The organism is Streptomyces sp. NPDC034099, assembly GCF_055575415.1.
On record NZ_JBVISR010000027.1, the window covers coordinates 1 to 23,915 of the forward strand.

21 protein-coding genes are annotated in these 23,915 nt (G+C 69.9%); 13 read left to right on the forward strand and 8 right to left on the reverse strand.

Going from position 1 to position 23,915, the window contains the following annotated elements:
• Positions 1–335 precede the first annotated feature (335 nt).
• Both ACZ56V_RS38335 and ACZ56V_RS38340 read left to right on the forward strand, forming a co-directional pair.
• Positions 336–965: a cysteine hydrolase family protein gene (locus tag ACZ56V_RS38335; protein WP_468948362.1), complete on the forward strand. Its 630-nt coding sequence runs from the start codon at positions 336–338 to the stop codon at positions 963–965.
• Between the two features lie 369 nt (positions 966–1,334).
• Entirely contained in the window at positions 1,335–2,249 is a 915-nt protein-coding gene (locus ACZ56V_RS38340; RefSeq protein WP_468948364.1) for an MBL fold metallo-hydrolase, read from the forward strand.
• Positions 2,250–3,193: 944 nt separating this feature from the next.
• Here the strand turns inward: ACZ56V_RS38340 and ACZ56V_RS38345 are convergent.
• Positions 3,194–3,574, reverse strand: a complete 381-nt coding sequence (locus ACZ56V_RS38345; protein WP_468948366.1) for a hypothetical protein — start codon at positions 3,572–3,574, stop codon at positions 3,194–3,196.
• A 303-nt stretch (positions 3,575–3,877) separates the two neighbouring features.
• Positions 3,878–6,652: a helix-turn-helix transcriptional regulator gene (locus ACZ56V_RS38350; protein WP_468948419.1), complete on the reverse strand. Its 2,775-nt coding sequence runs from the start codon at positions 6,650–6,652 to the stop codon at positions 3,878–3,880.
• A gap of 382 nt (positions 6,653–7,034) precedes the next feature.
• Here ACZ56V_RS38350 and ACZ56V_RS38355 point away from each other — a divergent pair, with 382 nt between their 5' ends.
• On the forward strand, positions 7,035–7,982 hold the full coding sequence (locus tag ACZ56V_RS38355; RefSeq protein ID WP_468948368.1) for an alpha/beta fold hydrolase: 948 nt from the start codon (positions 7,035–7,037) through the stop codon (positions 7,980–7,982).
• A 446-nt stretch (positions 7,983–8,428) separates the two neighbouring features.
• On the opposite strand, the gene ACZ56V_RS38360 is transcribed toward ACZ56V_RS38355, so the two are convergent.
• Positions 8,429–8,647, reverse strand: coding sequence for a hypothetical protein (locus ACZ56V_RS38360; RefSeq protein ID WP_468948369.1), 219 nt, complete (start codon positions 8,645–8,647; stop codon positions 8,429–8,431).
• Positions 8,648–9,028: 381 nt separating this feature from the next.
• On the opposite strand from ACZ56V_RS38360, the gene ACZ56V_RS38365 reads away from it, so the two are divergent.
• Positions 9,029–9,748, forward strand: a complete 720-nt coding sequence (locus ACZ56V_RS38365) for an alpha/beta fold hydrolase (protein WP_468948371.1) — start codon at positions 9,029–9,031, stop codon at positions 9,746–9,748.
• A 265-nt stretch (positions 9,749–10,013) separates the two neighbouring features.
• Here ACZ56V_RS38365 and ACZ56V_RS38370 read toward each other — a convergent pair whose 3' ends face one another.
• On the reverse strand, positions 10,014–11,564 hold the full coding sequence (locus ACZ56V_RS38370) for a PTS ascorbate transporter subunit IIC (protein WP_468948373.1): 1,551 nt from the start codon (positions 11,562–11,564) through the stop codon (positions 10,014–10,016).
• A gap of 16 nt (positions 11,565–11,580) precedes the next feature.
• The gene (locus ACZ56V_RS38375; RefSeq protein WP_468948374.1) at positions 11,581–12,381 is read right to left on the reverse strand and encodes a PTS sugar transporter subunit IIA; all 801 of its coding nucleotides are present in this window, start codon (positions 12,379–12,381) and stop codon (positions 11,581–11,583) included.
• A 670-nt stretch (positions 12,382–13,051) separates the two neighbouring features.
• On the opposite strand from ACZ56V_RS38375, the gene ACZ56V_RS38380 reads away from it, so the two are divergent.
• The 4 genes from ACZ56V_RS38380 to ACZ56V_RS38395 are packed head-to-tail and all read left to right on the forward strand — an operon-like array spanning position 13,052 to position 15,228.
• On the forward strand, positions 13,052–13,825 hold the full coding sequence (locus tag ACZ56V_RS38380; RefSeq protein ID WP_468948376.1) for an SDR family oxidoreductase: 774 nt from the start codon (positions 13,052–13,054) through the stop codon (positions 13,823–13,825).
• 30 nt (positions 13,826–13,855) lie between these two features.
• Positions 13,856–14,176, forward strand: a complete 321-nt coding sequence (locus tag ACZ56V_RS38385; protein WP_468948378.1) for a nuclear transport factor 2 family protein — start codon at positions 13,856–13,858, stop codon at positions 14,174–14,176.
• Between the two features lie 45 nt (positions 14,177–14,221).
• Positions 14,222–15,049, forward strand: a complete 828-nt coding sequence (locus tag ACZ56V_RS38390) for a MerR family transcriptional regulator (RefSeq protein ID WP_468948380.1) — start codon at positions 14,222–14,224, stop codon at positions 15,047–15,049.
• Positions 15,022–15,228, forward strand: coding sequence for a hypothetical protein (locus ACZ56V_RS38395; RefSeq protein ID WP_468948382.1), 207 nt, complete (start codon positions 15,022–15,024; stop codon positions 15,226–15,228). The genes ACZ56V_RS38390 and ACZ56V_RS38395 overlap by 28 nt, the downstream gene beginning before the upstream one ends.
• Before the next feature lie 211 nt (positions 15,229–15,439).
• On the opposite strand, the gene ACZ56V_RS38400 is transcribed toward ACZ56V_RS38395, so the two are convergent.
• Together ACZ56V_RS38400 and ACZ56V_RS38405 are read right to left on the reverse strand one after the other, a co-directional pair.
• Positions 15,440–16,390 carry a Dyp-type peroxidase gene (locus tag ACZ56V_RS38400; RefSeq protein WP_468948383.1) on the reverse strand — a complete coding sequence of 317 codons (951 nt, stop codon included), beginning with the start codon at positions 16,388–16,390 and terminating at the stop codon, positions 15,440–15,442.
• 141 nt (positions 16,391–16,531) lie between these two features.
• Positions 16,532–17,122 carry a sigma factor-like helix-turn-helix DNA-binding protein gene (locus ACZ56V_RS38405; RefSeq protein WP_468948385.1) on the reverse strand — a complete coding sequence of 197 codons (591 nt, stop codon included), beginning with the start codon at positions 17,120–17,122 and terminating at the stop codon, positions 16,532–16,534.
• A gap of 383 nt (positions 17,123–17,505) precedes the next feature.
• On the opposite strand from ACZ56V_RS38405, the gene ACZ56V_RS38410 reads away from it, so the two are divergent.
• Positions 17,506–18,252: an SDR family oxidoreductase gene (locus ACZ56V_RS38410; protein ID WP_006131803.1), complete on the forward strand. Its 747-nt coding sequence runs from the start codon at positions 17,506–17,508 to the stop codon at positions 18,250–18,252.
• A 73-nt stretch (positions 18,253–18,325) separates the two neighbouring features.
• Here ACZ56V_RS38410 and ACZ56V_RS38415 read toward each other — a convergent pair whose 3' ends face one another.
• Positions 18,326–19,213: an aromatic prenyltransferase gene (locus tag ACZ56V_RS38415; RefSeq protein ID WP_468948387.1), complete on the reverse strand. Its 888-nt coding sequence runs from the start codon at positions 19,211–19,213 to the stop codon at positions 18,326–18,328.
• Between the two features lie 339 nt (positions 19,214–19,552).
• On the opposite strand from ACZ56V_RS38415, the gene ACZ56V_RS38420 reads away from it, so the two are divergent.
• The 4 genes from ACZ56V_RS38420 to ACZ56V_RS38435 all read left to right on the forward strand — a co-directional run bounded on the left by ACZ56V_RS38420 (position 19,553) and on the right by ACZ56V_RS38435 (position 23,832).
• Positions 19,553–19,816 carry a DUF2630 family protein gene (locus ACZ56V_RS38420; protein ID WP_468948389.1) on the forward strand — a complete coding sequence of 88 codons (264 nt, stop codon included), beginning with the start codon at positions 19,553–19,555 and terminating at the stop codon, positions 19,814–19,816.
• A 489-nt stretch (positions 19,817–20,305) separates the two neighbouring features.
• Complete coding sequence (locus ACZ56V_RS38425) at positions 20,306–20,908, forward strand: hypothetical protein (protein WP_468948391.1); 603 nt, start codon at positions 20,306–20,308, stop codon at positions 20,906–20,908.
• Positions 20,845–22,527, forward strand: a complete 1,683-nt coding sequence (locus ACZ56V_RS38430) for a S8 family serine peptidase (RefSeq protein WP_468948393.1) — start codon at positions 20,845–20,847, stop codon at positions 22,525–22,527. The genes ACZ56V_RS38425 and ACZ56V_RS38430 overlap by 64 nt, the downstream gene beginning before the upstream one ends.
• Positions 22,528–22,533: 6 nt before the next feature.
• Entirely contained in the window at positions 22,534–23,832 is a 1,299-nt protein-coding gene (locus ACZ56V_RS38435; protein WP_468948395.1) for a PA domain-containing protein, read from the forward strand.
• The last annotated feature ends 83 nt before the right edge of the window (positions 23,833–23,915 follow it).

Sequence of the window (23,915 nt, forward strand, 5' to 3'; positions counted from 1 at the left end):
ATCCGACACGATCCACGGCCGCGACTGACGGTTTCCCAGACATACGAGCAGAGAGGCCGACAGCCTCATGATCAGCAGCTTTTGTTAGAGCCAGTAAGGGGCTTGTCGGTCACGAACGCTTTGATACACGCAAAAACGTGTAACACCACGAAGAAATGTGAATGCTGGCCGCCGGGTCTACAGGCGTCGGGTGCACGGTCCAGACGCGATGTACTCCCCCGGCGGATGTCGCAGTGTGGCGGGGAGCGTGCTTCCGGCACCCCGGCGTGTAACACTCCGGACGTCCCGGTGGTCATTGGGTAAAAGCGTCACAACAACGTCGAAAGCTCCTCCCCATGACCAGCACACCGTACGAAGCAGGCCGGATCGGGCTGCTCCTCATCGACACGACGAACGAGGTATTCCACGAGGACGGGAAGGGATACCCGTTCTACCAGGCCGAGTTCGACAGGATCGGCACCTTCCACAACCTGAAGCGGCTGCTGGCCGGTGCGCGCGAACTGGGCCTCCCGGTGTTCTTCGCCCCCATGTCATACACCGAGGAGGACTACACCACCTGGAAGCGCCCGGCCGGCATCCACCAGGTGATGTTCGAGAACCGCATGTTCGAGGAGGGCAGCTGGGGCGCGCAGTTCCACCCGGACCTCTCTCCCGCCCGGGGCGAGATCGTCATCGCGCCGCACAAGAACATCGACGTCCTGGCCACGACCGACCTCGACGTGCAGCTCCGTCAGCACGGGGTGGAATACATCGCCATCGCCGGGATGATCGGCACCATGTGCGTCGAGTCCACGGCCCGTAGCTGCATGGAACGCGGTTACCACGTGACCGTCTTCACCGACGCCACCGCCTCGGACTCGGGCCCCGAGGCCTACGACGCGATGATCAAGCGCTATCCGGCCATCTCACACGCCGTGTACGACGTCGATGCATACCTCAAGGCGGTCCGCGCGGCACTCACCTGAGCCGCCGGCACCCTCGCGGCCGGATCGGTTCCGGGACGTATCTCGACCTGTACGAGGTGCGTGGGCCTGACGAGACTACGGATCGCCGAGCCGGAACTGCCGCAACGGCAGGTCGGCCCTGATCCGCGAGGTCGAACGGCGGCGGCCGGTCCCGTATCACGCCCGAATGCCGCGGCGTTGTCTGACATCTCGCTCACGACACCTGCGTGATCATGTTGTGGCATCGCTGCGACGAGTTTCACACGAACGTGTGGGTTATGTGATGGGCCGTCACAAACGTTGATCGTGGCCTGTCTTGGAGAACGTAGGACGGAGTGACCTCGTCACTCCGTCGATGACTTCTGTCGACGCTTTCCAGAGGACGACCACATGAACCAGATCAACGTCGCACACCCCGACGCACCGATGAGGGACGAGGCAGTTCCGTCGCGCTACGCGCTGAAGGTCGGCGACATCGATGTCACAGTGATCAGCGACGGAGTGCTGGCGATCGACCCCGGGACGCTGGCCACCAACGCCGACAAGGCCGAGCTGTCGGCCTGGCTCCGTGACAACTTCCTGCCGCCCGAGGTGATCGACTACCCGCTGAACGTGTCCGTGGTCCGCAGTGGGGACCGGACCATCCTCATCGACTCCGGGCTGGGTGCGGAGTTCCCGGGCTTCCCCCGGGCCGGTCAGTTGGCCATGAGGCTGGACGCCGCCGGGATCGATCCCGCGTCCGTGACCGACGTGGTGCTCACACACTTGCACATGGACCATATCGGGGGACTGCTCGTCGAGGGCCTGCGGGGCCGACTGCGCAAGGACCTCCGGGTCCACCTGGCCGCCGCCGAAGCCGAGTTCTGGCAGGCGCCCGACTTCTCCCGCACCGCCATGCCGGCGCCGGTGCCCGAGACGCTCGTCACGACCGCCGCACGGTTCCTGGATGTCTACCGGGGTCAGTTGCGCCCCTTCGAGACCGAGTTCGAGGTGGCGCCCGGCGTACTGATCGAGCGCACCGGGGGTCACACTCCCGGTCACAGCATCGTCCGTCTGGAGTCGGGTGGAGAGCGGCTGACGTTCGCCGGTGACGCTGTGTTCCAGTGCGGGTTCGACCAGCCCGGCTGGTACAACGGGTTCGAACACGACCCCGAGGAATCGGCTCGGGTGCGGATGCGGCTGCTGGAGGAGATGGCGGCGAGCGGTGAGCACCTGATGGCCAGCCACCTGCCGTTCCCGTCCGTCTGCCACGTGGCGGCCGCCGGCAACGCCTTCCGTTTCGTGCCGACGGTCTGGGACTACTGAGTCCCGGCATCGCTGCCGGTTCAGCCTGGGGGCCTGGGCGTGGCGGATGCGGGCAGGCTGCGGCGAGCACCGCAGCCTGCCCGTGCAGCTCGGACCGCGTTCCGATCACCGAGGCGCGTCGGCCCGTCGGACGCCGAAGATCCGGTGCGGGTGAACACGGAACGGTGACCGACCCGGCAATCCGGCACCGCCCACTCCGGGAGGGAAAGCCGGGTACCGCGTCGTCGCAAGTATTCGCGACAGGACCATTGCTGTACGCGCTGTCCGCCGTGACGCTGTCTGGCTTCGTGCGCAGTCGGCCCGAGCCGGACTCCACAACGCGGCTCTTCTCCACACCGGCTTGAACCGGGTGCATATCCGGGTTCGTGATGATCTTGTTCCGGACGACCGTCGGGAGCGGTCTGCTCCGCTGTTGTCGTCTGCCCTCGAACAGACCCGCAGCTTGACACATTCTGAAACGACCAGTCAGTCGAGTGGCCAATTCGTTAGCTTCACCGGATTCAACATCAGCCACACGTTCGTGACGCCTTCACCGATGACGTCAAACGTGACCATTCCATATCGACGCTCTTCATCTCGAAGAATTATCCGAGGTTGTCAGCAAGGGGGGACCCCACACGGCCGCGCCCACCCGCGATGAGAACCTTCATTTCCTCGCTCCGTTCCGGGGCTCCAGTCGCTTCCCTCAGCAACATGACGACGCAAGCCGGAAGAATGTGAGGACGCGAAGCAAGCGCCGTCGTCCGCTTGGTGGAGGTGCGCAGAAGGAGAGGGGACTGGGCCGCTCCCGGAGCCGGGTCACCACCGGGCTTCATCTGAGCGCCGACGGCCGCTGCCGTCCGCTGTCCCCGATCATCACCCCGGTATCGGCGGGTCGTGCGGGAGTGTCACGCGGGTCTGTGATCGCGGTCATCGCCCAACGGATCGACCGCGACAGTCGTGTTTCACGGCTGACCGGCGTCCAGGGTGATGCGGCCTATGGCGTCCCGCATGATCCGCTGGATCTTGAGGGGCTCCGTCGCCGCGCCCATGGCTCCGCGGGCCTGCTTCTCCTTCGCGCTGTAGGCACGTTCCATCGCCGCGTGGACCGCGTGCAGATCGTCGCGGGCCCCGTCCACCACGTAGTACATCCAGACGAGGCGGGAGCCCTCAGCACGGAACGGCACTCCGATCAGCCACGTCACCGACTGGGCGCCAACAGCACGGCTGTCAGTCCTCGGCCCGTTCACCATCTGCGCGGCGCCGTCGCCCGCCGGGCCGCTCCGGTCCGCCAGCTCGGCACGGGCAGTGGCCTCAAGCCCGGGAGGGTCCATCTCGAGCAGCATGATCTCGTCTCCGTTCCGGCTGAGTCGTGAGCCCGGAGGGCCTGGCGTGGGATCAGCGACGCACGTGGTCCGTAGTCTCTTCACCCTGTTTGACTGGACGGCCCCTCGTTTTGTGACGACCCTGCGGTGGGCTGGTTGTCGGTGTCGGTTGTCTGGATCCCGGATGCCGCGGAAGGCGGACGGTAGCCGCTGGGTCGTGCCGGCGGTGCGGCATTCCTTCGGCACGCGGTCGCGCTGTCTCGCGGGCAAGCGAGTCTTGCGGTGGCGGTCGTCCTGACATGCACCGCCGTGCGCGTCTCCCGTTCAGCCGGGTGTCGTCGTCCGCCGTTCGGCGAGCACCGTGCGCAGTTGCCGCCTGGAACTGATCCCGAGCTTGGTGAACACCTTGCGCAGGTGCCACTCGACCGTGTGCGGGCTGAGGAACAGCTGCGCACCGATCTCCGGATTGGTCAGCCCGTCCCGGGCGAGCCCCGCGATGTGCGCCTCCTGCGGGGTCAGGGCCGTCCCGGCCGCCGTGCCGCGCCGCGCCACCGTCTCCCCGGTGGCCCGCAGCTCGCCGACGGCACGGGCCGCGTACCCGCTCGCACCGAAGTCGGTGAACATGTCGTACGCCGTCCGTAGCTGTTCCCGGGCGTCGCCCCTTCGGTTCTCCCGCCGCAGCCACTCCCCGTACACCAGATGCGCGCGGGCCAGCTCCACCCGTAGCCGGGTGCGGCCCAGCCGGTCGACGGCCTCCCGATAGGACTTCTCGGCGTTTCCTCCCTTCTCCAACAACGCACGCGAACGCGCCTGCACCCCCAGCGCCCAGTTCGTCCCGGCTGCCTCCGTCGTCTCGGTGAGCCGGTCCAGCGCGTCATGCGCGGCGTCCCGCGCACCACTGCGCGCGCCCGCCTCCACCAGCTCGACGAGGTACCAGCCGAAGAAGCCGAAGTCCTCGTACGCGCAGGCCCGCCGGGCACCGGCGAGCGCGGCGTCGTACCGGGACAGGCCGTTGTACAGGACGGCGGTCACGTGGTGAGCCAGCCCTAGGGCCCGCCCCTGGCCCTTGTCGGTCGCCGTCCGAACCGCCTCGTCGATCGCCTTCTTCGCCTGGTGCTCGTCGTCGCGCCAGGCGACCAGCAACAGGGACGTGTAGTCCGGCGGGGTGTTGCCAGTGGCCACGCTCAGCGCGTCCGCCTCGTCGATCAGGGTGGCGGCCTCGGCGAACTCACCGGCCTGGAGGTGCACCCCGGCCCGGTAGGTGAGCGCGACGGGGAGCGACGCGAGCGCGCCGGCACCGCGGGCGAGCCTGACCGCACTGTCCGCCAGGTCGTGCCACGCCTCGTCGTCCCACAGCTCCGGCGCGATGGGTTCGGGGGCCACGGGGCAGGCCAGCCACAGCCAGCGGGCGGTGTCCACGTGTCCGCCTCCGGCTTCCCGCTGGAAGGCCCGCAGAGCACCCCTGAGCGGTTCAACGGCGGCAGCGTAACCGGCCGTGAACCGCGTCGAGACCCCCTCCAGAATGTGGTCCACGCGGCTGGGCGGACCGGGCGCGCGAGGAGCGGCCCGGGCGAAGTCCGCCGCCTCCCGTACGCTTGTCCCGCCGCCCAGTCGCCCGGCGAAGATGGCCGCCGCCAAGGCCTCGAGACACGCCTCGCGGGTCAGCGCCGCATCGAGCGGAGCCAGGCGGTCGGCTGCCTCCAGGAAAAGCGGCGCGGCCTCGCTGCCGCGGCTGCGAGCGAAGACGATCCGCGCGTGCAGCCGCCGCACCCGGGCGAACTGGAGCGGGTCGAGGGGGCCGGCCTCCGCCGCCCTGGCCAGGTGGTAGGCGGTGTCGACCGATGCCGCGTCGAATGCCGCCTCGGCGGCCGTCAGGGCACGCGCGCATCGCGTCCTACGGTCCGGGGTCAGCTCCGTGGCGCGTTCGAAGAAGGCCGCCGCCGCGGCTAGCCCGCCCCTCGCGCGCGCCCGGTCGGCGCACCGCACCAGTTCGGCGGCCACATCCTCGTCGGGGAGCACGGTGGCCAGGGCGCGGTGCCAGGCCCTGCGGTCCGCGTCCCGCACCGGGTCGGTGGCCTCGGCCAGGGCGCGGTGGGCCTCGGTGCGGTCGTACTCGTTCGCGTGGTCATAGCAGGCCGAGCGCACGAGCGGATGACGGAAGCGGACCCGGGCGCCGATCTCGATCAGTCCGAGTGCCAGGGCCGGTGACGCCGCGTCCATGGAGATGCCGAGACGCTCCGCTCCTCGACGCAGCAGGGTGACGTCGCCGAGCGGATCGGCCGCCGCGAGGAGCAGCAGGCGCCGGGTGGCGGGCGGCAGGGACCCGATCCGGTCCCGGAAGCTCTCCTCGATGCGGCTCGCCGAAGGCCTGGACGCCCTGCGGGGGAAGCCGCCGCCCAGATCGGCCATGGTGATGCCACGCGGCAGCTCCATCAGGGCGAGCGGATTGCCCCGGGCTTCGGCGAGGATCCGGCTGCGGACGTGCGCGTCGATCGGTCCGGGTATCACCGAACGCAGCAGGGCCAGGGCCTCGTCCTCCGGCAGTCCTTCGAGCGTCAGCGCCGGCAGCCCTTCGAGCAGCCGCTCGGTGTCGGGGTCCCGCACGGCGAAGACGAGACCGACCGATTCCGCTTGCAGGCGCCGTGCGACGAACCCGAGCACCTGCATGGACGCGCGGTCGAGCCACTGGGCGTCGTCCACCAGACAGATCACCGGTCTCTCCCTGGCCGCCTCCGCGACCGTGTTCAGAGTCGCCAATCCGAGGAGGAACGCGTTCGGGGCGGGTCCGGCGGCGAGACCGAACGCCACGTCGAGTGCTTCGCGCTGGGGGGTGGAGAGGTGGTCGGCGTCGTCGAGCAGGGGGGCGCAGAGCTGGTGGAGGCCGGCGAACGGCAGCTCCATCTCGGCCTCGCTGCCCGCGGCACGGACCGTGCGGCAGCCCTGCGCGTGGGCGGCCAGGTGGTCGAGGAGTGCGGTCTTGCCGATGCCGGCCTCTCCCCGCACCACAAGGGCGGCGCTGCGGCCGTCCCTTACGTGCGCCGCCAGTTGTTCCACGGTCTGACGATCACGGCTGCGACCGAGCACCACGCACCCCCGCACTGGGCCAGAAGGCAGTGACGACAACGAGCCTACTCCTGCCGGTGTCGCGCGTCCCGCGCTGCGGACGTCGGATGGGCGGGCAAACGGTCGAGAGAGGTCTCCGAACGCCCGGTGGTGGTCGGCGGCGGCGAGAGCGTGGGTCCTCGCCGCAGGGATCAGAGCAGAAGCCCCACGACGACCGTCGTCTCCGACGGCGTCCGCGAGGTGGTTCGTCACAGGCTGGCCACAGCCCGTGATCGTCGGGATACCAGCGCTGGCGCCGACCCCCTTGTCACACTTCCGACGGGTATGCGGTCTGTGATCCGTAACCTCGCCGTTCCCGAGGAACTGAGCGGCGAGGTTCCCAGCCTGTCCCCCCTGACGCGGAGCACAGAGGATCACCATGCAAGAACGCCAGTCACTGACCCCCCTCCGGCATGTGCGGACGGACGTCCTGGACGTCGCCTACCACGAGGCGGGCCCCGAGGGCGGTGACACCGTCCTGCTCCTGCACGGCTTCCCCTACGACGTCCACAGCTACGTGCACGTGGCCCCGCTGCTGGCGGGACACGGTTTCCACGTCGTGGTCCCCTACCTGCGGGGCCACGGACCCACGGCCTTCCTGTCGCCGTCGACTCCCCGTTCCGGACAACAGGCAGCGCTCGGTGCCGACGTCCTCGCCCTCATGGACGCGCTGGGCGTCGAGCGGGCCTATCTCGCGGGCTACGACTGGGGAGGGCGCGCCGCGTGCGTCGCCGCGGCTCTGTGGCCCGAGCGCGTCCTCGGCCTGGTCTCGGTGAACGGCTATCTCATTCAGGACATCGGCGCCGCGACGCAGCCCCTCCCGCCCGAACGCGAGGCGGGGTTCTGGTACTTCTACTACTTCCTCACCGAACGGGGCCGTGCCGGTCTGGCCGCCGACCCCCGGGAGGTCGCTCGGGTCATCTGGGAACGCAACTCCCCCGAGTGGGCCTTCCACGCGCGCGACCTTGATCGGACCGCGAGGGCCTTCGCCAACCCCGACTACACCGACGTCGTGGTCCACTCCTACCGGCACCGACTGGGCTTCGCGCCCGGCGCGGATGCGTACGCGGAGCTCGAAGCACGTCTCGCCGGTCTCCCACCGGTTCCCGTGCCGACGATCACCCTCGACGGCTTGGCCGACGGCAACTTCCCCGCTACGGACGGCTCCTCGACGGCCCGGCACTTCACCGGGCCCCGCCTGCACCGCAAGGTGGCCGGCGCCGGTCACAATCTCCCACAGGAACGTCCCGAGGCGTTCGCGGCGGCCGTGAGTGACGTGCGCGTACTGCGGCAGGAGAGCACCGGTCCGGACCGGACCGCCGGGTGACGTCAGCACCCACATACCCAGCGAGTGCCACCCCCGGTGGCAGGGGCGCGACCACGCTCCGGGGGACGGGGACGCGCCCGTGCCCTCCGCGAATTCCGTAGGCTGATCCGACGGCGCCGTTTCTGGTCTACCCCTGGATTGGTTACCGTCCCTCTTGAGAGACACGGGGCGTTTGCAGTGCCGACCGGCGGATCGCCTTACTCGTACCTGCCGTGCGGGCGAAGCGGTCGCTCGGAGGGTGGGTGAGTCCGGCCTCCGCCCTTTCTTCCTCCCAGTGCACACCCTGCGTCCTCCTGCGACGCCCTTGGAATGCCGTAGGGCGATGCGTGGGAGCCCCCTGGGGGTCCGTAGCCCCGGGGCGGGCCGACCGTGGCGCTTCCGTAGCCCCGAGGGACGGGGCGGCCGCAGGGGGTGAACTGCGGGCCGGGGACTGTCGCGGCCGTCGGTCAGTACTCATCGGGACGGACGATCCGGAGCGCCGGGCGGCGCCGCCCGCTCGGCGCGGTGCCGGTGCCGTCCGGCCCGAGCGTCGGAAGTACCTTGAGGTACACGTTCCAAGTGCCCTCGCCGTCCGTGCCGTAGCCGTACTCGTGCCCCGGGTCGTGGGCCCGGTAGGCCGCCAGCGCGGTGAGACAGTGGGCCCGGCTGAGGAAAGGACCGCCCACGTGCTGCCAACCCGGTCCCGGTGTGATGCTGCCGACCCCGGCTTGCGGGTGCGGTGCCGGGCCCCGCACCCTGGCGCGGAGAACCGACGCAGCTCGGTGTGCCGCGCGCGCCATCCCTGACGCTCGGGAAACCAAGAAAACCAAACGCACAGTGTCACCTGTCCCACTCGGAGTCACTGTACGGACCGATCACGGGCCGCGTCTGTGACACGGTCTCTCCGAGCGTTTGCCCCACGGACGGACATCTGCGGTGGCGGTGTGCGTCACACCTCAAGCCTCCGTGCGGTCTCAGGGTGAAAAGGATGTTCTCCGGAATGTCCAGCCGAGGGGGCACGCCATGAGTGACACCGTTCTCGCACGGACAGTGGAAAGGTCGACCCGATGACACCAGGGAAGCCCACCGTCGTACTCGTCCACGGCACCTTCGCCGACTCGTCCAGCTGGAACGGCGTGGTGGAAAGGCTCCAGTCCCACGACTACAACGTGGTGTCCGCAAGCAATCCGCTGCGCGGCCTGACCAGCGACGCCGCGTACGTGAGGGAACTCGTGGCCGCCATCGACGGCCCCGTGGTCCTGGCGGGCCACTCCTACGGCGGCTCGGTCATGAGCGTCGCCGCGAAGGGACTGGGCAACGTCAAGGCGCTCGTCTTCGTCGCGGCCTTCCTGCCCGACGTGGGCGAGAGCGCCGTCACACTGTCCGGCAAGTTCCCCGGCAGCACGCTCGCAGACGTGCTCCGCCCGGTGCCCGTCACGCTGCCCGACGGAAGCCGGGCCGCGGACCTCTACATCGAGCAGAGCGCGTTCCCTCAGCAGTTCGCCGCTGAAGCCCCCGCGGAGACCACCGCGGTCATGGCAGCCATCCAGCGGCCCGTGACCGATGCCGCGCTGGCGGAGGGCGGCTCGGCCGCGGCCTGGAAGGACATCCCCTCCTGGGCTCTCGTGGCCACCGAGGACCGCAACATCCCGGCGCAGACCCAGGTCTTCACGGCCGAACGTGCGGACGCCACGGTCATGAGCCTGACCTCCTCGCACGCGGTCAGCGTCTCGCGTCCCGGCGATGTCGCGCGCCTCATCAACGAGGCGGCACAGGCCACGGCCTGAGTGTCCGACGCCCACAAAGAGCACCGTCGGGCGGTCGGCCGGGAGAGCCCCCGGCCGCCCGACGGGCGAAATGGCGCGCGAGGGGACTACTCGGCGGCGCGCACTCCTCCGTTCGATGTGTCTGAGGCGTCGCTTGCGGTCCGAAGAGCGCCGGATACGTCACACCTCGTCGCATTCCTCGACGGCCGGTCGCTGACACGCGGCCGGCCGTCTCGCGTTCCCGGAGTCACGGCACGCCGCCCACGGGCCGTCCGCCAACGACCGCTCAGGGAGCGGGCGGCGGTGTGGGAGCGCCGCGCGGTGGGGCGATCTTCGCGTACGTCGCCGTCCCCGCAGCCTGTGCGGGAACGACGGCGGCCGCGTCCGCGGGGGCGGCGGTGATGCCACCGCCCGGGATCCAGCCACGGTCGACGACCTTCGTCTGCATGATCCACGCACCGGCCAGGATGAGCAGACCGAAGATCAGCATGCCGATCAGACCCACGGTTCCGTCGAGCTTGCCGATGCTGCCGAGCACGGCACCGAACCAGCCGAAGTCGGCGTCGCCGAAGGTCGTGTTGGCCTCTCCGAACGAGCCGAGTGCCTTGAGCAGGATCGCCGGCAGGAACGTGATCAGCAGACCGTTGAGGAAGGAGCCCACCGCGGCGCCGCGGCGTCCGCCGGTGGCGTTGCCGTAGACACCGGCCGCGCCGCCGGTGAAGAAGTGCGGCACGAGGCCGGGCAGCACCAGGGCCAGTCCGAAGGCGGGGTTGAACACCCAGATGAGGGCCGCCAGACCCGTCAGGCCGCCCAGGAAGCTGAAGATGAACCCGATCAGTACGGCGTTCTGCGCGTACGGGAAGACGATCGGTGCGTCCAGGGCCGGCTTGGCACCGGGCACCACACGCCTGGCGATGCCCTGGAAGGCGGGCACCAGTTCACCGAGGATGGTGCGGACGCCGAAGAGGATGACCGCGACGCCGATACCGAACTGGAGGCCCTGCATCACCGACTGCATGATGTAGTTGCCCACGTTGGCCGCCGGGTCACCGCCGCTGCCGGCGAACGCCTTGAACGCCGCGTCCTGGCCGACCTTGGCCAGGAACAGCAGGGACATCACCAGGTAGATGAGGACCATCGACAGAGCGGTGGCGACCATGGAGTCACGCAGGAAGCGCAGCCCTTCGGGCAGCTTCATCTCCTCCGTGCTGCGGCTGTTCTTGCCCACGAGCTGCCCCGTGGCGCCGGACACGATGTAGCCGGCGGTGCCGAAGTGGCCGATGGCCAGCGTGTCGTTGCCAGTGACCTTCTTCGTCCAGGGGTGCGCGAAGGCCGGGAGGGCGACCAGCAGGATGCCCAGCAGCACGCCGCCGCCGAGTACGACCGCGACCGAGCCCTGCCCGGCGGTGGCCATGACGATGGTCAGCAGGGTCGCCATGAACAGCATGTGGTGGCCGGTGAGGAACACGTAGCGCAGCGGCGTGAACCGGGCCAGGGCCAGGCTGACCAGGAATCCGAGGATCATCAGCCAGGCGACCCGGGCACCGAACTCGCTCTGCGCGATGCCGACGATGGCCTCGTTGGTCGGAATCACGCCGTGGGTGCCGGTGGTGCCCTGGATCATCCGGCCCAGCGGGTCCAGGGACGAACTGACCAGCCCCGCGCCCGCGCCGACCAGCAGCAGGCCCAGGGTCGCCTTGATGGCGCCGCCGACCGTCTGCCCGACGGACCTCTTCAGGGCGGCCAGGCCCACCGCGGTGATGATGCCGATCAGGTAGGCGGGCTGGCTGAGTATCTCGTTGACGAGAAACTTCGCGATGTCTATGACCCAGTCCATGACAGGTTGCCTCTCGTCACACGTCGTAGGTGTCGCGCAGGACCGCGTCGACCTCGGTGGTGCTGCTGAAGTCCCGGACGACCTTCACGGGGATGCCGACGTCACCCAGCGTTCTGGCTATCTCCTGAGAGGTGAGGATGGCGACCGCTTCCGACGCCTTCCCCTTGGCGGAGATGGTGTCGGTGGCCTCCACCGACACCTGACGGGACCAGCCCCAGCGGTCGAGGACCTGCTCCAGGGTGTTCTTCAGGAACAGACTGGTTCCCACGCCGTTGCCGCAGACGGTGAGGATCTTCTGCTCCGACAGGGCCGGAGCGGCCTCCTTGACCGAGGCGGCCGGTGAGCCGCCCTGGCCGTCGGCGCCCGTTGGCTCACCCTCGAGCACCCGCAGAACGTGCTCGGGGCTCGTCGCCTGCTGCAGGGCGCGGACGTTGTCGCCGTCGGCGAGTACCTTCGCCAGCGCCGCCAGCGCCGCCGTGTGCGCTTTCGAGTCGACGGCGGCCAGCGCCACGACGAGGTGCACCGGATCATTGGTCTCGTGACCGAAGGCCACGGGGGAAGCCAGCCTCACCCAGGACATACCGGTCTTCAGCACCGCCTCGAAGGGGCGGGTGTGGGCCAGGGCGAACCCCGGGGCGATGACGATGTACGGGCCGTTCTCCTCGACGTTCCGTACCATCGCCTCGGTGTACTCGGCCGTACTGATGCCCTCGTCGACCAGCACCTGCCCGGACGCGCGAACGGCGGACCTCCAGTCCTCCGCTTCTACGTCGAGCCGGATGCCGTCGACCGACAGAAGGTCGGTGAGTGCGCTCATGGGTGGAACCTCCTTCGTGGGCGTAAGTCGGCCGGTTCCAGCTCAGGACTGTTCCGCCGTTACACCCCTACTTGACCATCCGTGACCTGATACGTGACGCCGCTCAGGTGTGAGGTGCGTCTCGCCATCCGGGACAGGGAAACGGTCGACGACCAGGAAGGGACGCACCGTCGAGATGCGCGATGATCTCTGACTTCGATTCCGGGAGCAACGACGTCGTCGCAGGCCAGTCGACGCCGCATCAGCGTGGACCGTGACGTCGATCGCGATCCTGAGCGGTGGTGCCACCGCCTGCGCCCTCGCCGGGAGCGACTCCGGTGAGTCGTCCGCGTCCGCCCGGGGCTCCGTCCCCATTGGCCGTCTCGACCCGGGCAAAGACGGGCCAGGACACACCAGAACCGTCGCCGTCGCCCACCTCGACACAGGAACCGTTCGCTCGCAGGTCGGCTCTGGCTCCCGTGACCGCGCTCTTCGGCGCCAACAGGTCGGCGTCAGCATCGTGGAGCCGGCGTCGCGTGCGTCCGCTGCGGCGTTTTCCCGGAGGCTCGGGCACCAGTGCACGACCGACGCCCCGACCGGAACCCGGGACCGTGTCGACGCCTCGACGGACCGGAGGCAGGCCGCTGCCGGGCTTGAGTCTCCCCCCGGGAGAGGGTCCACGCTGGCGGACATGAACAGCAATGATCTCGATGAACGCGTCGCCGTGGTGGCCGGCGGCAGCAAGGGAGCCGGGCTGGCGACGGCGCGGCTGCTGCGGGAGGCGGGGGCGAAGGTCGTCTCCATCGCCCGCACGGCTCCGGAGAGGGCCGACGTGCTCTTCGTGCCCGCCGACCTGAGCACACCCGAGGGCGTCAAGGCGTCGTCCGAGGCCGTGGCCGAGCTGGTCGGCGTGCCGGACATCCTGGTGCACGTCGTGGGCGGCTCCCGCTCTCCTGCCGGTGGATACGCGGCGCTCGACGACGAGCGGTGGGCGCAGGAGCTGTCGCTCAACCTTCTGCCCGCGGTCCGGCTCGACCGCGCGATCGTCGCCGGCATGGTGGCTCGTGGTTCGGGCGCGGTCGTGCACGTGACTTCCATCCAGCGCCGGATGCCGCTGCACGACTCGACCCTGGCCTACGCCGCGGCCAAGAGTGCCCTGACCACGTACAGCAAGGGTCTCGCCAACGAGGTGGCCCCGGCGGGTGTCCGGGTCAACTCGGTCGCTCCCGGCTTCATCCGCACCGACGGCGCCGAGGGCCTGCTGGCACGCCGGATGAGCGAGGGCGGCATCACCCGCGAGGCCGCGCTCGACGAGCTGATGCGGGTACTGGGCGGCAGCCCGCTGGGCCGGCCCGCGGAGCCCGAAGAGGTCGCCGAGACGATCGCGTTCCTGGTTTCGGACCGGGCCAGTGGCATCACCGGATCCGAGCACGTGGTCGACGGCGGCACCATCCGCACCGTGTGAACCTTCACCGTCACGACATGGGAGACAGCCGTGCAGGACATCCGTGCCTTCGTCGAGGAGTACGTCGCCGCGGTGACGGGCCCCGACCCCGAGCGCTACCTCGATCTGTTCCGCGACGACGCCGTCGTGCACGACGACGGGCGCAGCCTGAGAGGACTCGCGGAAGTGCGCCGTTGGCGCGAGGAGACGCCGAACGTCGACTACGACCTGCTGGAGGTGGTCGGCACCCCTACCGCCTGTCGAGCCGTCGCCCAGGTCTCCGGCGACTTCCCCGGCAGCCCGGTCACCCTCCGCTTCGCCTTCGAGCGCGACGTACGGGGGAAGATCGCCGTGCTGACCATCACCCCCTGACCACGCGCGGCCGGACGACGGACCGCCCACGAGGAGGAGCACTCCATGGCGGACAGACTGACGATCGGGGAGTTCTCCCGCGTCACGCACCTGAGCATCCGCATGCTCCGCCGGTACCACGAACAGGACCTGCTCATCCCCGCCGAGGTCGACCCGGACACCGGCTACCGCTACTACTCCCCCACGCAGATCCGGCCGGCGCTGACCATCAGGCGCTTCCGTGACCTGGACCTCCCGCTCGCGGATCTGCGGCGGTTTCTCACCGCCGAGTCCGCGGACGGGCCGGACGACAGCACCGCGCAGCAGGTCGTCGCGGCCCACCTGCGCAGGCTCGAGGACCGGCTCGGCCGCACCCAGCGGGCCGTCGAAGCGCTGCGGGAACTCCTCGACCCGCAGGCGGAGCGGACGGTGACACTGGAGGAACTCCCCGCTCGGCGCGTCCTGGCGGTGTCCCTCGACGTACCGGAGGGAGCAGGCCTCGCCTGGTACGACGAAGCCATGCGAGACCTGGACGCGGCACCCGGAGAGCGCTCCGTCCTCCCACCTGGCGGTCGGTACGAACACACTCTGTTCACCGAAGGTCACGGCCGCGCCACCGTCTACGTTCCCTTCGAAGCCCCGCTGCCACCGGAAGTGCCGGGCACGGTGCGCGAGCTGCGTCTGCCGCGGCGTACGGCCGCGGTTGCCACCCATCAGGGACGGCACGACGACCTGGACCTGACCTACGGCGCCGTGGGTTCCTTCGCCGCCCGCAACGACCTGCGCTCGCAGGACCTCGTCGAGGAGGTCTACCTCGTGGGGCCGCGCGACACCGACCGGCCCGAGCAGTGGCGCACCCTCGTGGCGTGGCTGATCGCTCCGGAGCACGGCTGACCCGCGGCGGCCGGTGCCGTCCGCCGCCCGCCCGGCCGGGGCCGCGGGTCAGCGCGGGGAGTGGCCCGCGACGCGTCGCCCGGCCCGGCGCGGTGGTCTGCATCGGGCAGAACTACGCGGCGCACGCGGCGGAGTCCGGCAGCGAGCCGCCCACCCGCCAGACGCTCCGCTCCGCCTGACCGCGGTGCCGCGGCGGCCCGGTCCGGGTCCGCCAGCTCCATGTATGCCCGGCGTTGCGGTCACGGTCCGTGACGGGCCCCGCGGTGAGGACAGGACACGGCCCCTTACCGGCGCGGTCCCCCGCAGTGCCGTGCCCGGCCTTGCCGGCTCACGCCGGCAGCCGGGTACGGCCCGGTCACGGGGTCCGCGGCACGCCTCGCCGCTGGGTGCTCAGGGCCGAGCGGGAAGGTCCTCCAGGAAGTCCGCCGCCGGTGTGAAGAACAGCGAGCCGGTGACGGCGGTGGAGAAGTCCAGGATGCGGTCGTGCGGTGCCGACGCGGTGCCCAGGAACATCCGCTCCAGCATCGTCTCCGTCACCTCGGGGGTTCGGGCGTAGCCGATGAAGTACGTGCCGAACTCCTCGCGGCCCACCGACCCGAAGGGCATGTTGTCCCGCAGGATCTCCAGATCGCTGCCGTCAGGGCCGGTGACACTGGTGAGAGCCACGTGGGAGTCGGCGGGCTTGACGTCGTCGGACAGCTCCACGCCGGTCGTCTTGCGGCGGCCGATCGCCCGCTCCTGGGCCTCGACGGAGAGCCCCTGCCACGCGTCGAGGTCGTGCAGGTACTTCTGCACGACGACGTAGCTCCCGCCCGCGAAGGCCGGGTCCTCGTCACCGACGAGGACGGCCCGGCGTGCCGCGGCTCCCGTCGGGTTCTCCGTGCCGTCGACGAAACCGAGCATGTCGCGTTCGTCGAAGTACTTGAAGCCGTGCACCTCGTCCTGGGGGGTGACCGCTCCGCGCAGGCGGCCCATGATCTCGGTGGCGAGTGCGAAGCACAGGTCCAGCCGAGCGGCCCTGATGTGGAAGAGCAGGTCGCCGGGGGTGGCGACGGCCCGGTGCACCGGTCCGTCCAGTTCCTGGAAGGGGTGCAGCAGAGCTGGACGCGCCCCCGAGAACAGGCGGTCCCAGGCCTCGGAACCGATGCCGGTGACACAGCTCAGCCTGCCCTCGGGCTGCGCGCGGAACCCGACGGCCCGTTCCAGCGAGGCGACGTCCGACAGCAGGTCCCGGACGGTGTCCTCCCCGCCGCTGTCGATCGTGACGACGAGGAAGATCGCCGCACTGGTCAACGGGGACAGAACCATCTGGGGCTCCGGTTCCGCGAATTCTCCGCCCATGGACGAACACCCTCTCCTCACTCATACCTGCGCACACCATGTCACATCAGTGTGGACAGGTGATGCCGGGTCCCCGGACGGGCGCGTTCACCGCGTCGCGCACCCTCGCACGGGAGGACGGCGCCGACTCCTTCGGCCCGGTCATGCGGCCTCGTAATCCTCGGCATCGTCGCCCGCGTGCGGCCGGCCGGCGGTGTCTTCGCGCCCTTCCGGGTCCGCGCCGCGGCCCGTGGCCAGGCACTGTCGCGCACTGTGCACCAGGTGTCGGGCATGGGTCTCGTCGACACCGAGGACGGCGGCGATCTCGGGGTAGGGGGAGGCCAGCCTGTCCCGCAGCACGTAGGCCGCTCGTTCCGCGAGGTCCAGCCGCTCCAGCATGAGCAGGACGCCGAACTCGACCGGCCCCGAGCGCACGGCGCCGGTCCCCGCGTCATCGCCGGTGTCCAGGGGCTCGGGCAGCCAGGGACCGATGTAGGACTCGCGCCGCGACCGCGCGCACTGCGCGAGGCTGATCGACAACCGGGTGGTCGCCCCGATCAGGTAGGCCCGTGGATCGGCGACCAGCGCGTGGTCGGTGGCCTGCCAGCGCAGCCGGACATAGCGCACGACGCCCTCGGCCTGGGTGACGCTCCCGAGCATTCCGTACGCGATCCCGAGCAGTCGCGGCCGCTGCCGTGCGAAGGTGTCCTCGGGCCGACCCTGGGGTCCGGCGGGTGACTCATGAGCTGACACGGAGGCATGCACACGGCCCCGCTCGTCCCCGGTGTTGTCATCCTCATCCCTCTTGGCAGACATCACTTCCACGTTTCCTTCCCGAGACGAGCAGCCGAACAAGGGCCTCGTTCAGACGTCGTGGTACTTCATGGCCGAACCTACGCCGCCGCCGGAGGCGATCGGGCCGACTGAGCGGGTCGACAGTCATTCCGCAGTCATTCCCTGGTGGAGGAACCCGCACATGGAGGAAAGAGGGAGCCATGTGGGGAAAACATCCCGCCTCTCCCCCGCCTCGTCCCCTCCGTCACAGGTGGCGCTCCTATTCGGTCATTGGTTAGGTGAAGACAGCTCGGTCGCGGCCGTGGGCGCCGCCCCGAGAGAACCCCGCGAAAGGCGTTCCGATGAAGGTTGTAGTAATCGGCGGCACCGGGCTCATCGGCTCGCAGGTCGTCGCCAGGCTCGGCGAGCACGGGCACGAGGCGGTCCCGGCCTCCCCGAACACCGGTGTCAACACGATGACGGGCGAGGGCCTGGCGGAGGTGCTGCGAGGCGCCTCGGTCGTCGTCGACGTGTCGAACTCTCCGTCGTTCGCGGACGACGCGGTCAAGGAGTTCTTCCGCGTTTCGACGACCAACCTCCTGAAGGCCGAGGCAGAGGCCGGTGTCGCCCACCACGTGGCGCTCTCCGTCGTGGGGACCGACCGTCTTCAGGAGAGCGGCTACTTCCAGGCCAAGCAGGCCCAAGAGGAGATGATCAAGAGCTCCGGGATTCCGTACTCGATCGTGCACGCCACGCAGTTCTTCGAGTTCGCGAAGACCCTGGCGGACTCGGCGACGGAGGGTGACACCGTGACCGTCGCCCCCATCAAGATCCAGCCCATCTTCTCGGGCGACGTGGCCGCGGCCGTGGGCCGCACGGCCGTCGGTTCGCCCGTCAACGGCATCGTCGAGGTCGCGGGCCCCGACGTGTTCCAGCTGGAGGACTTCATCCGCAAGGGCCTCGCCGTGCGGGAGGACACCCGTACGGTCGTGACGGACCCGAACGGCCGCTACTGGGGCGCCGCACTCCAGGAGTCGGATCTGCTCCCCGGCGCCGACGCCCGCATCGCGGAGACCCACTTCGACGAGTGGGCCGCAGGGCAGCGCTAGTCCCGCCCCGGCGGCCGTGCCTGGTTGCCGCGCCTTCCGGAAGGGAGGGCGGCTACCGGGCACGGCCGGCAGGTCAGCGGTTCCAGTAGCCGAACACCCGGGACGCTGCGTCACCGGTGTAGTCCGCCTCCAGCTTCAGATACTTGCCATGGGCACCGAAGGTGGGGTTGAAGATCAGTTGCTTTCGCTCCGTCAGAACCGGAGCCTCGGCGGCGAACCGGGCGGCGAGCGGGTGCACGTGGGAGGGGAAATTCCCTTCCCTCGAAGGGACGGCGAAGCACAGCCTGCGGGCCCGCGGGGAGTTCCAGTCAAACGTGTAGTAGACGTTGATCGCTTCCCGGCAGCGCCCGACTTCCTCGTCGTCCGCCGGGTGAGACCCCATGTCCCGGATCATGCTGGCTACATCCTCCTGAGCGAAGTAGCCAGGACGGACCATTTCGGAGTAAAGGTTCGTCGTATTGTTGCGGAAATCGAATCCCATGATCGCGAATCTGTCGATGCGAGCCTCGCCGAAACGCTCACGGTGCTCACGCAGAGAATGAGGGGCGTTTTCGAGCGAAGCGATGTCGCCGAACTCCAGAGGCTGTTCGAAGAACGCCCAGACCTTCTGTACGCCGTGTCCCACCGACGCGTCCAGCCCCCACCACAGGGGCACCTTCCCGGTCACCTCCGAGAGCAACGACAGCACCGAGGGCTCGGCTTCGGGAAGGAGTCCGTGTGCCCGGGCGATCTCGACGGGATCATGGGACAACTCGGGGTGCATGTAACGGAAGTTCACACCGCGGACGGACGCTTCGTGTGTCGTCGTGCGGACCGTGATGGTTCCAGTGGCGAACTGCTCCGCAAAAACGTCGACCACCTGTTCGACGGCTCGGGCGTTGAAGTCGACCTCGGCCAGCTCCGCGTACGCCTCGAGGTCGGAAAGGAACCGAGCCAGATCCGTCGCTTTCCCAGTACGCATCGCTCTCCTGCTTCTTCGGATCACCAAGGGGGTGATGGTGCCTACGACTCGCTCGTGGTCCGTGAACGCAACAGTCCGCGTCCTGGACCGCCTCGTCGGCCACCAGTCTGACACGGTGTGTCACCAGCATCAGCCGGGCCACTCGTTCAGCACACCCGTTCTGGACTTCCTCACACTGTCTGAGCCGCACCGTCAACCCCCGTCCGCGGCCAGTCCTGCCTGGTGGGCGCGGTCACATTGCTGATGCACGGACTCGACCACCAGGATCACCATGGCGGAGTACCACCGACGGACCCGTCGGCTCCACCCACAACAACACCCCATCGTCTAAGGAGAATCATGACCGGCTCCGAAGCCGAGGCCGAGGGACAGATCCTCGGTCGCATCAACGAAATGATCAGTCAGGAGAAGGACCTCCGGGAACAACTCTCCGAGCAGGCGATCGACGAGTCGACCGAGCACGCCCGTCTGGCCCGTCTGGAGGCGGAGCTGGACCGCTGCTGGGACCTGCTCCGACAGCGCAGAGCGCGTGCATCCGCAGGTCAGGACCCCGACGATGCGCAAGTTCGGCCGACTTCGCAGGTCGAGAACTACCTCTCCTGATCCGGTTCCGGCAGGGGCGCGCTGATTCTGGCGGGATCGCGGGCCCCGACGCCGTGGTGGGGCAGCCGTTTCGGTGGCAGGTGATCGTGACATCGATCGCGACCGTCGCGTGTGCCCCGCTGCGTGCCTGAGTCCGCCGGCCCGGCGGTCCACGTTTTGAGACCGCATTCTTCACACCCTGTACGCAGTGGTCGTATGCTCACCGCGCTTCGGAGTGGCCGACCGTTCGTTCGGTGAGCTTTGAAGTGCTAGGGGTCGATCGTCCCCGTCCGGCACGACCGCAGGAGACACAGACACTTGAAGCGACACCCAAGATGCTGGAGCGTTGCGGCAGTTGCCGCCGCCTCGGTGCTTGTGTTCACGGGACCGTTCAGCACACGGGCCGTGGCACGGCCCGGCTCCGCACCCGCACTCGCCGCGCACCAGGCGCCCTCCCCCACCGGCGTTCCTATCGGCCAACACACTGTGACACTGATCACCGGAGACGTGGTGACCACCCGTCAGAACTCGGGCGGAGCCGGTGGGACTGTCACCGTGCGGGACGCCGACGGAAAGCCCGCGCGATCGCGTCTCACCGAGGCGGACGGTGACCTGTTCGTGTACCCGGAGTCCGCGTTGCCCTTCGTCGCCGAGGGCAGCCTCGACCGTGAACTGTTCAACGTCACCGACCTGATCGAGAACGGCTACGACGACGCTTCTCGCGAGCGGCTCCCACTGATCGTGTCGTACCGGAACGTGGCTGCGCACCGTACGGCCGCGGTCCCCGACGGCGCCCGCAAGGTGCGCGACCTCGCCAGTGTCCAGGGCGCCGCGCTGAGCGCCGACCGGGCGCGGGCCGCGGAGTTCTGGCGCTCCGTCACCGGGGAGAACGCGGTCGGCGACGGCGTCGGCGATTCACGCACCGACGCCGCCTTCCGCGGTGGCGTCGCACACATCTGGCTCGACGCCCCGGTCGAGCCGACCTCGCCGAGAGCACCGCGCAGATCGGCGCCGCGAAGGCCTGGGACGGCGGCAACACCGGCCAGGGCGTGGAGGTCGCCGTTCTCGACACCGGCGTCGACGCCGGGCACCCGGACCTCGCCGACCGGATAGCGGCGCGGCAGAGCTTCGTACCCGACGAGAACACCGACGACCGCGACGGGCACGGCACCCACGTGGCGTCCATCATCGCCGGCACCGGTGCTGCCTCCGACGGCAAGGAGAAGGGGGTCGCACCCGGAGCGCGGCTGAGCATCGGCAAGGTGCTGGACAACTCCGGGCGCGGGCAGATCTCCTGGACGCTGGCCGCCATGGAGTGGGCCACCGTCGAACGCCACGCGAAGATCGTCAACATGAGCCTGGGCTCCAGTGAGCAGTCGGACGGCAGCGATCCCATGAGTCAGGCCGTGGACCGGCTCAGCGCCCAGACCGGCGCGCTGTTCGTCGTCGCGGCGGGCAACGCGGGCGAGGCCGGCACGATCGGCGCCCCTGGTGTGGCCGCCTCCGCGCTGACCGTGGGCGCGGTGGACTCCACCGACACCGTGGCCCCGTTCTCCAGTCAGGGCCCCCGGGTCGACGGCGCGCTGAAGCCGGAGATCACCGCCCCCGGAGTCGGCATCCTCGCCGCCAACTCCTCCTTCGCCGCAGGCGGCAACGGCGCGTACCAGAGCCTGAGCGGTACCTCTATGGCCACGCCGCACGTCGCCGGCGCCGCCGCTCTGCTCGCCGCCGCACGTCCCGACCTCACGGGCAGCGCCCTCAAGGACGTCCTCGCCAGCAGTTCGCGCCGTACCCCGCAGTACGACGCGTTCCAGGCCGGCAGCGGCCGGGTGGACGTCGACGCAGCGGTGCGCGCCGGGGTGTACGCCTCGGCGACGGCCTACGCCTCGGGCGGCTCCACGGGCCCCGAGCCGCACCCGGTGACGTACACCAACACCACCGGCGCCGCCGTCACTCTGAATCTGTCGGTCGCCGCGACGCACGCGCCCGAGGGGATGTTCCGGCTGTCGGCCTCCCGGGTCACCGTGCCGGCGCAGGGCACCGCCGATGTCACGCTGACGATCGACGGATCGGGCTCGGCAGGTGGCCGCACCTACAGCGGCCAGATCCTCGCGACGGACGCCGACGCGCGGAGCGTGGCGCACACCGCGGTGTCCCTGGGCCCGGTCCGGCACAAGCTGACGGTGCGCTTCAGGGACGCGGACGGCAACCCCATGCCGGGCGTGTTCGACCTCCTGAGGTCCGGGGACTCCGAGTCCCTGCCCGTTCTCGTGGGCGACAGCGGCACGACCGAGCTGTACCTGCCGGAGAGCATCTACTCGGCCCTCGCCTTCAAGACCGTCCCCGGCGTCCACGGTCCCCACTCGTGGGGCATGGCGCTGCTCGGCGAACCCGAGATCCGGCTGGTTGAGGACACCACGGTCACGTTCGACGCGAGCCGGATCGAGCGCATCGAGACGACGGTGCCCCAGCGGACCGAGGCGACCTACCAGCGGCTGGACTACCAGCGCTCCATGGGAGGCATGACCTACCGGACGGGCTTGGAGACCCAGACCGCCTACGACAGCCTGTGGGCGCAGCCGAGCACCCACAAGGTGACCGAGGGCGACTTCCTCGTCAACGCCCGCTGGCGCAAGGAGCAGCCCGCGCTGACGGTGTCCACCCGAACCAGCGACTTCACGGACGTCCTGCGCCAGGACGGCGTCACGGCACTGCCGACGGGCACGCGATAACTGCCGTTGGTCTTCGCGGGCGACGGCGCCGACGCCGACTACGCCCGGATCGACGCTCGTGGCAAGGCCGTGGTGGTACGCCGCAACGATGACGTCGCCGACGCCGTCCAGGCGGCCAACGCCATGACCGCGGGGGCCGAACTGCTTCTGGTGGTCAACAACGAGGACGGCCGTGCCCTGCGCGGCTACGGCGAACCCTTCGGGCCGCCCGTGGCCCTCGACGTCGCGCTGCTGAGCACCGACGAGGGCGAGAAGCTCGCCGCCCAGGCGAAGGTCCGCGGTGCGCGGGTCACCGTGACCTCCCAACCGGTCAGCCCCTACGTGTACGACATCCTGTCGAGCTGGCACAACGAGATCCCGGCCCGGATGACCACCCGGGCGGACTCCCGCTCCCTGGCCCGGGTCGACGTGGCCTTCGACAGCCCGCTGCCCGACGGGTCCGGCGGGGAGTTCCGCTACGACTGGGTCCCGGGCAGCGGCTGGACCTTCGGCGGCCCCCAGCCCGAGCCCGTCAGCGGCGCCCGTACCGACTGGGTCTCGACCGGGGACTACCGCTGGAACCAGGAGGCGTACGCGGGGGGCGTGGTCTACGAGATCGGCGCCAAGACGGCCTACCGGCCCGGTAGCCGCCAGCCGGAGCAGTGGTTCGGGCCCATCGAACGCCCTCACCTCAACGACGCGTACCGTTCGCCCCTGCGCATCGGTGACTCGATGGCCATCGACGTCCCCGCCTGGGCCAGCCGGGACCACATCGGCCTCAGCCAGGACGACAGCGGTGCGACCACGCAGCACATGACCCTGTCCCAGGGCGGCACGACCCTCGGCGAGGGCGTCTTCTCGCTCGTCGAAGGCAGGGCTCCGGGCCCCGGGAAGCTGCCCTACCGGCTCGTCGTCACCGGTGAGCGCGAGGCGCCGTTCACGCCGTACTCGTCGGCGACCCGGACCCAGTGGAACTTCGTCTCGGGTGCCGCCGCCGACCCGGAGGCCAAGACGGTTCTGCCGCTCGTACAGCTCGACTACCGCGTCGAACTCGACGGTGACGGCCGCGCCAAGCGGCACGCCACGGTGACCGTGACGGCCGCGCACCTGCCCGGCGCCGCGCACGTCGGCCACCTCGGCGCGGCCACGCTGGAGCTGTCCTACGACGACGGTCGCACCTGGCACCGCGCCGACCGCGCCGGGGGCGGCGGGTTCCGCCTCGACGCCCCGCGCGGGGCGAAGTTCGTCACGGTGCGGGCCGGCGCGCGGGACACCGTCGGCAACACGGTCCACCAGACGGTCACCCGGGCCTTCGGTCTCCGCTGACCCGACGTCACCCCGGCAGGACGCGGGATACGGCTCCGGGCAACGCTGCCCGGAGCCGTATCCCGCCGTGCCGTTCCCCAACG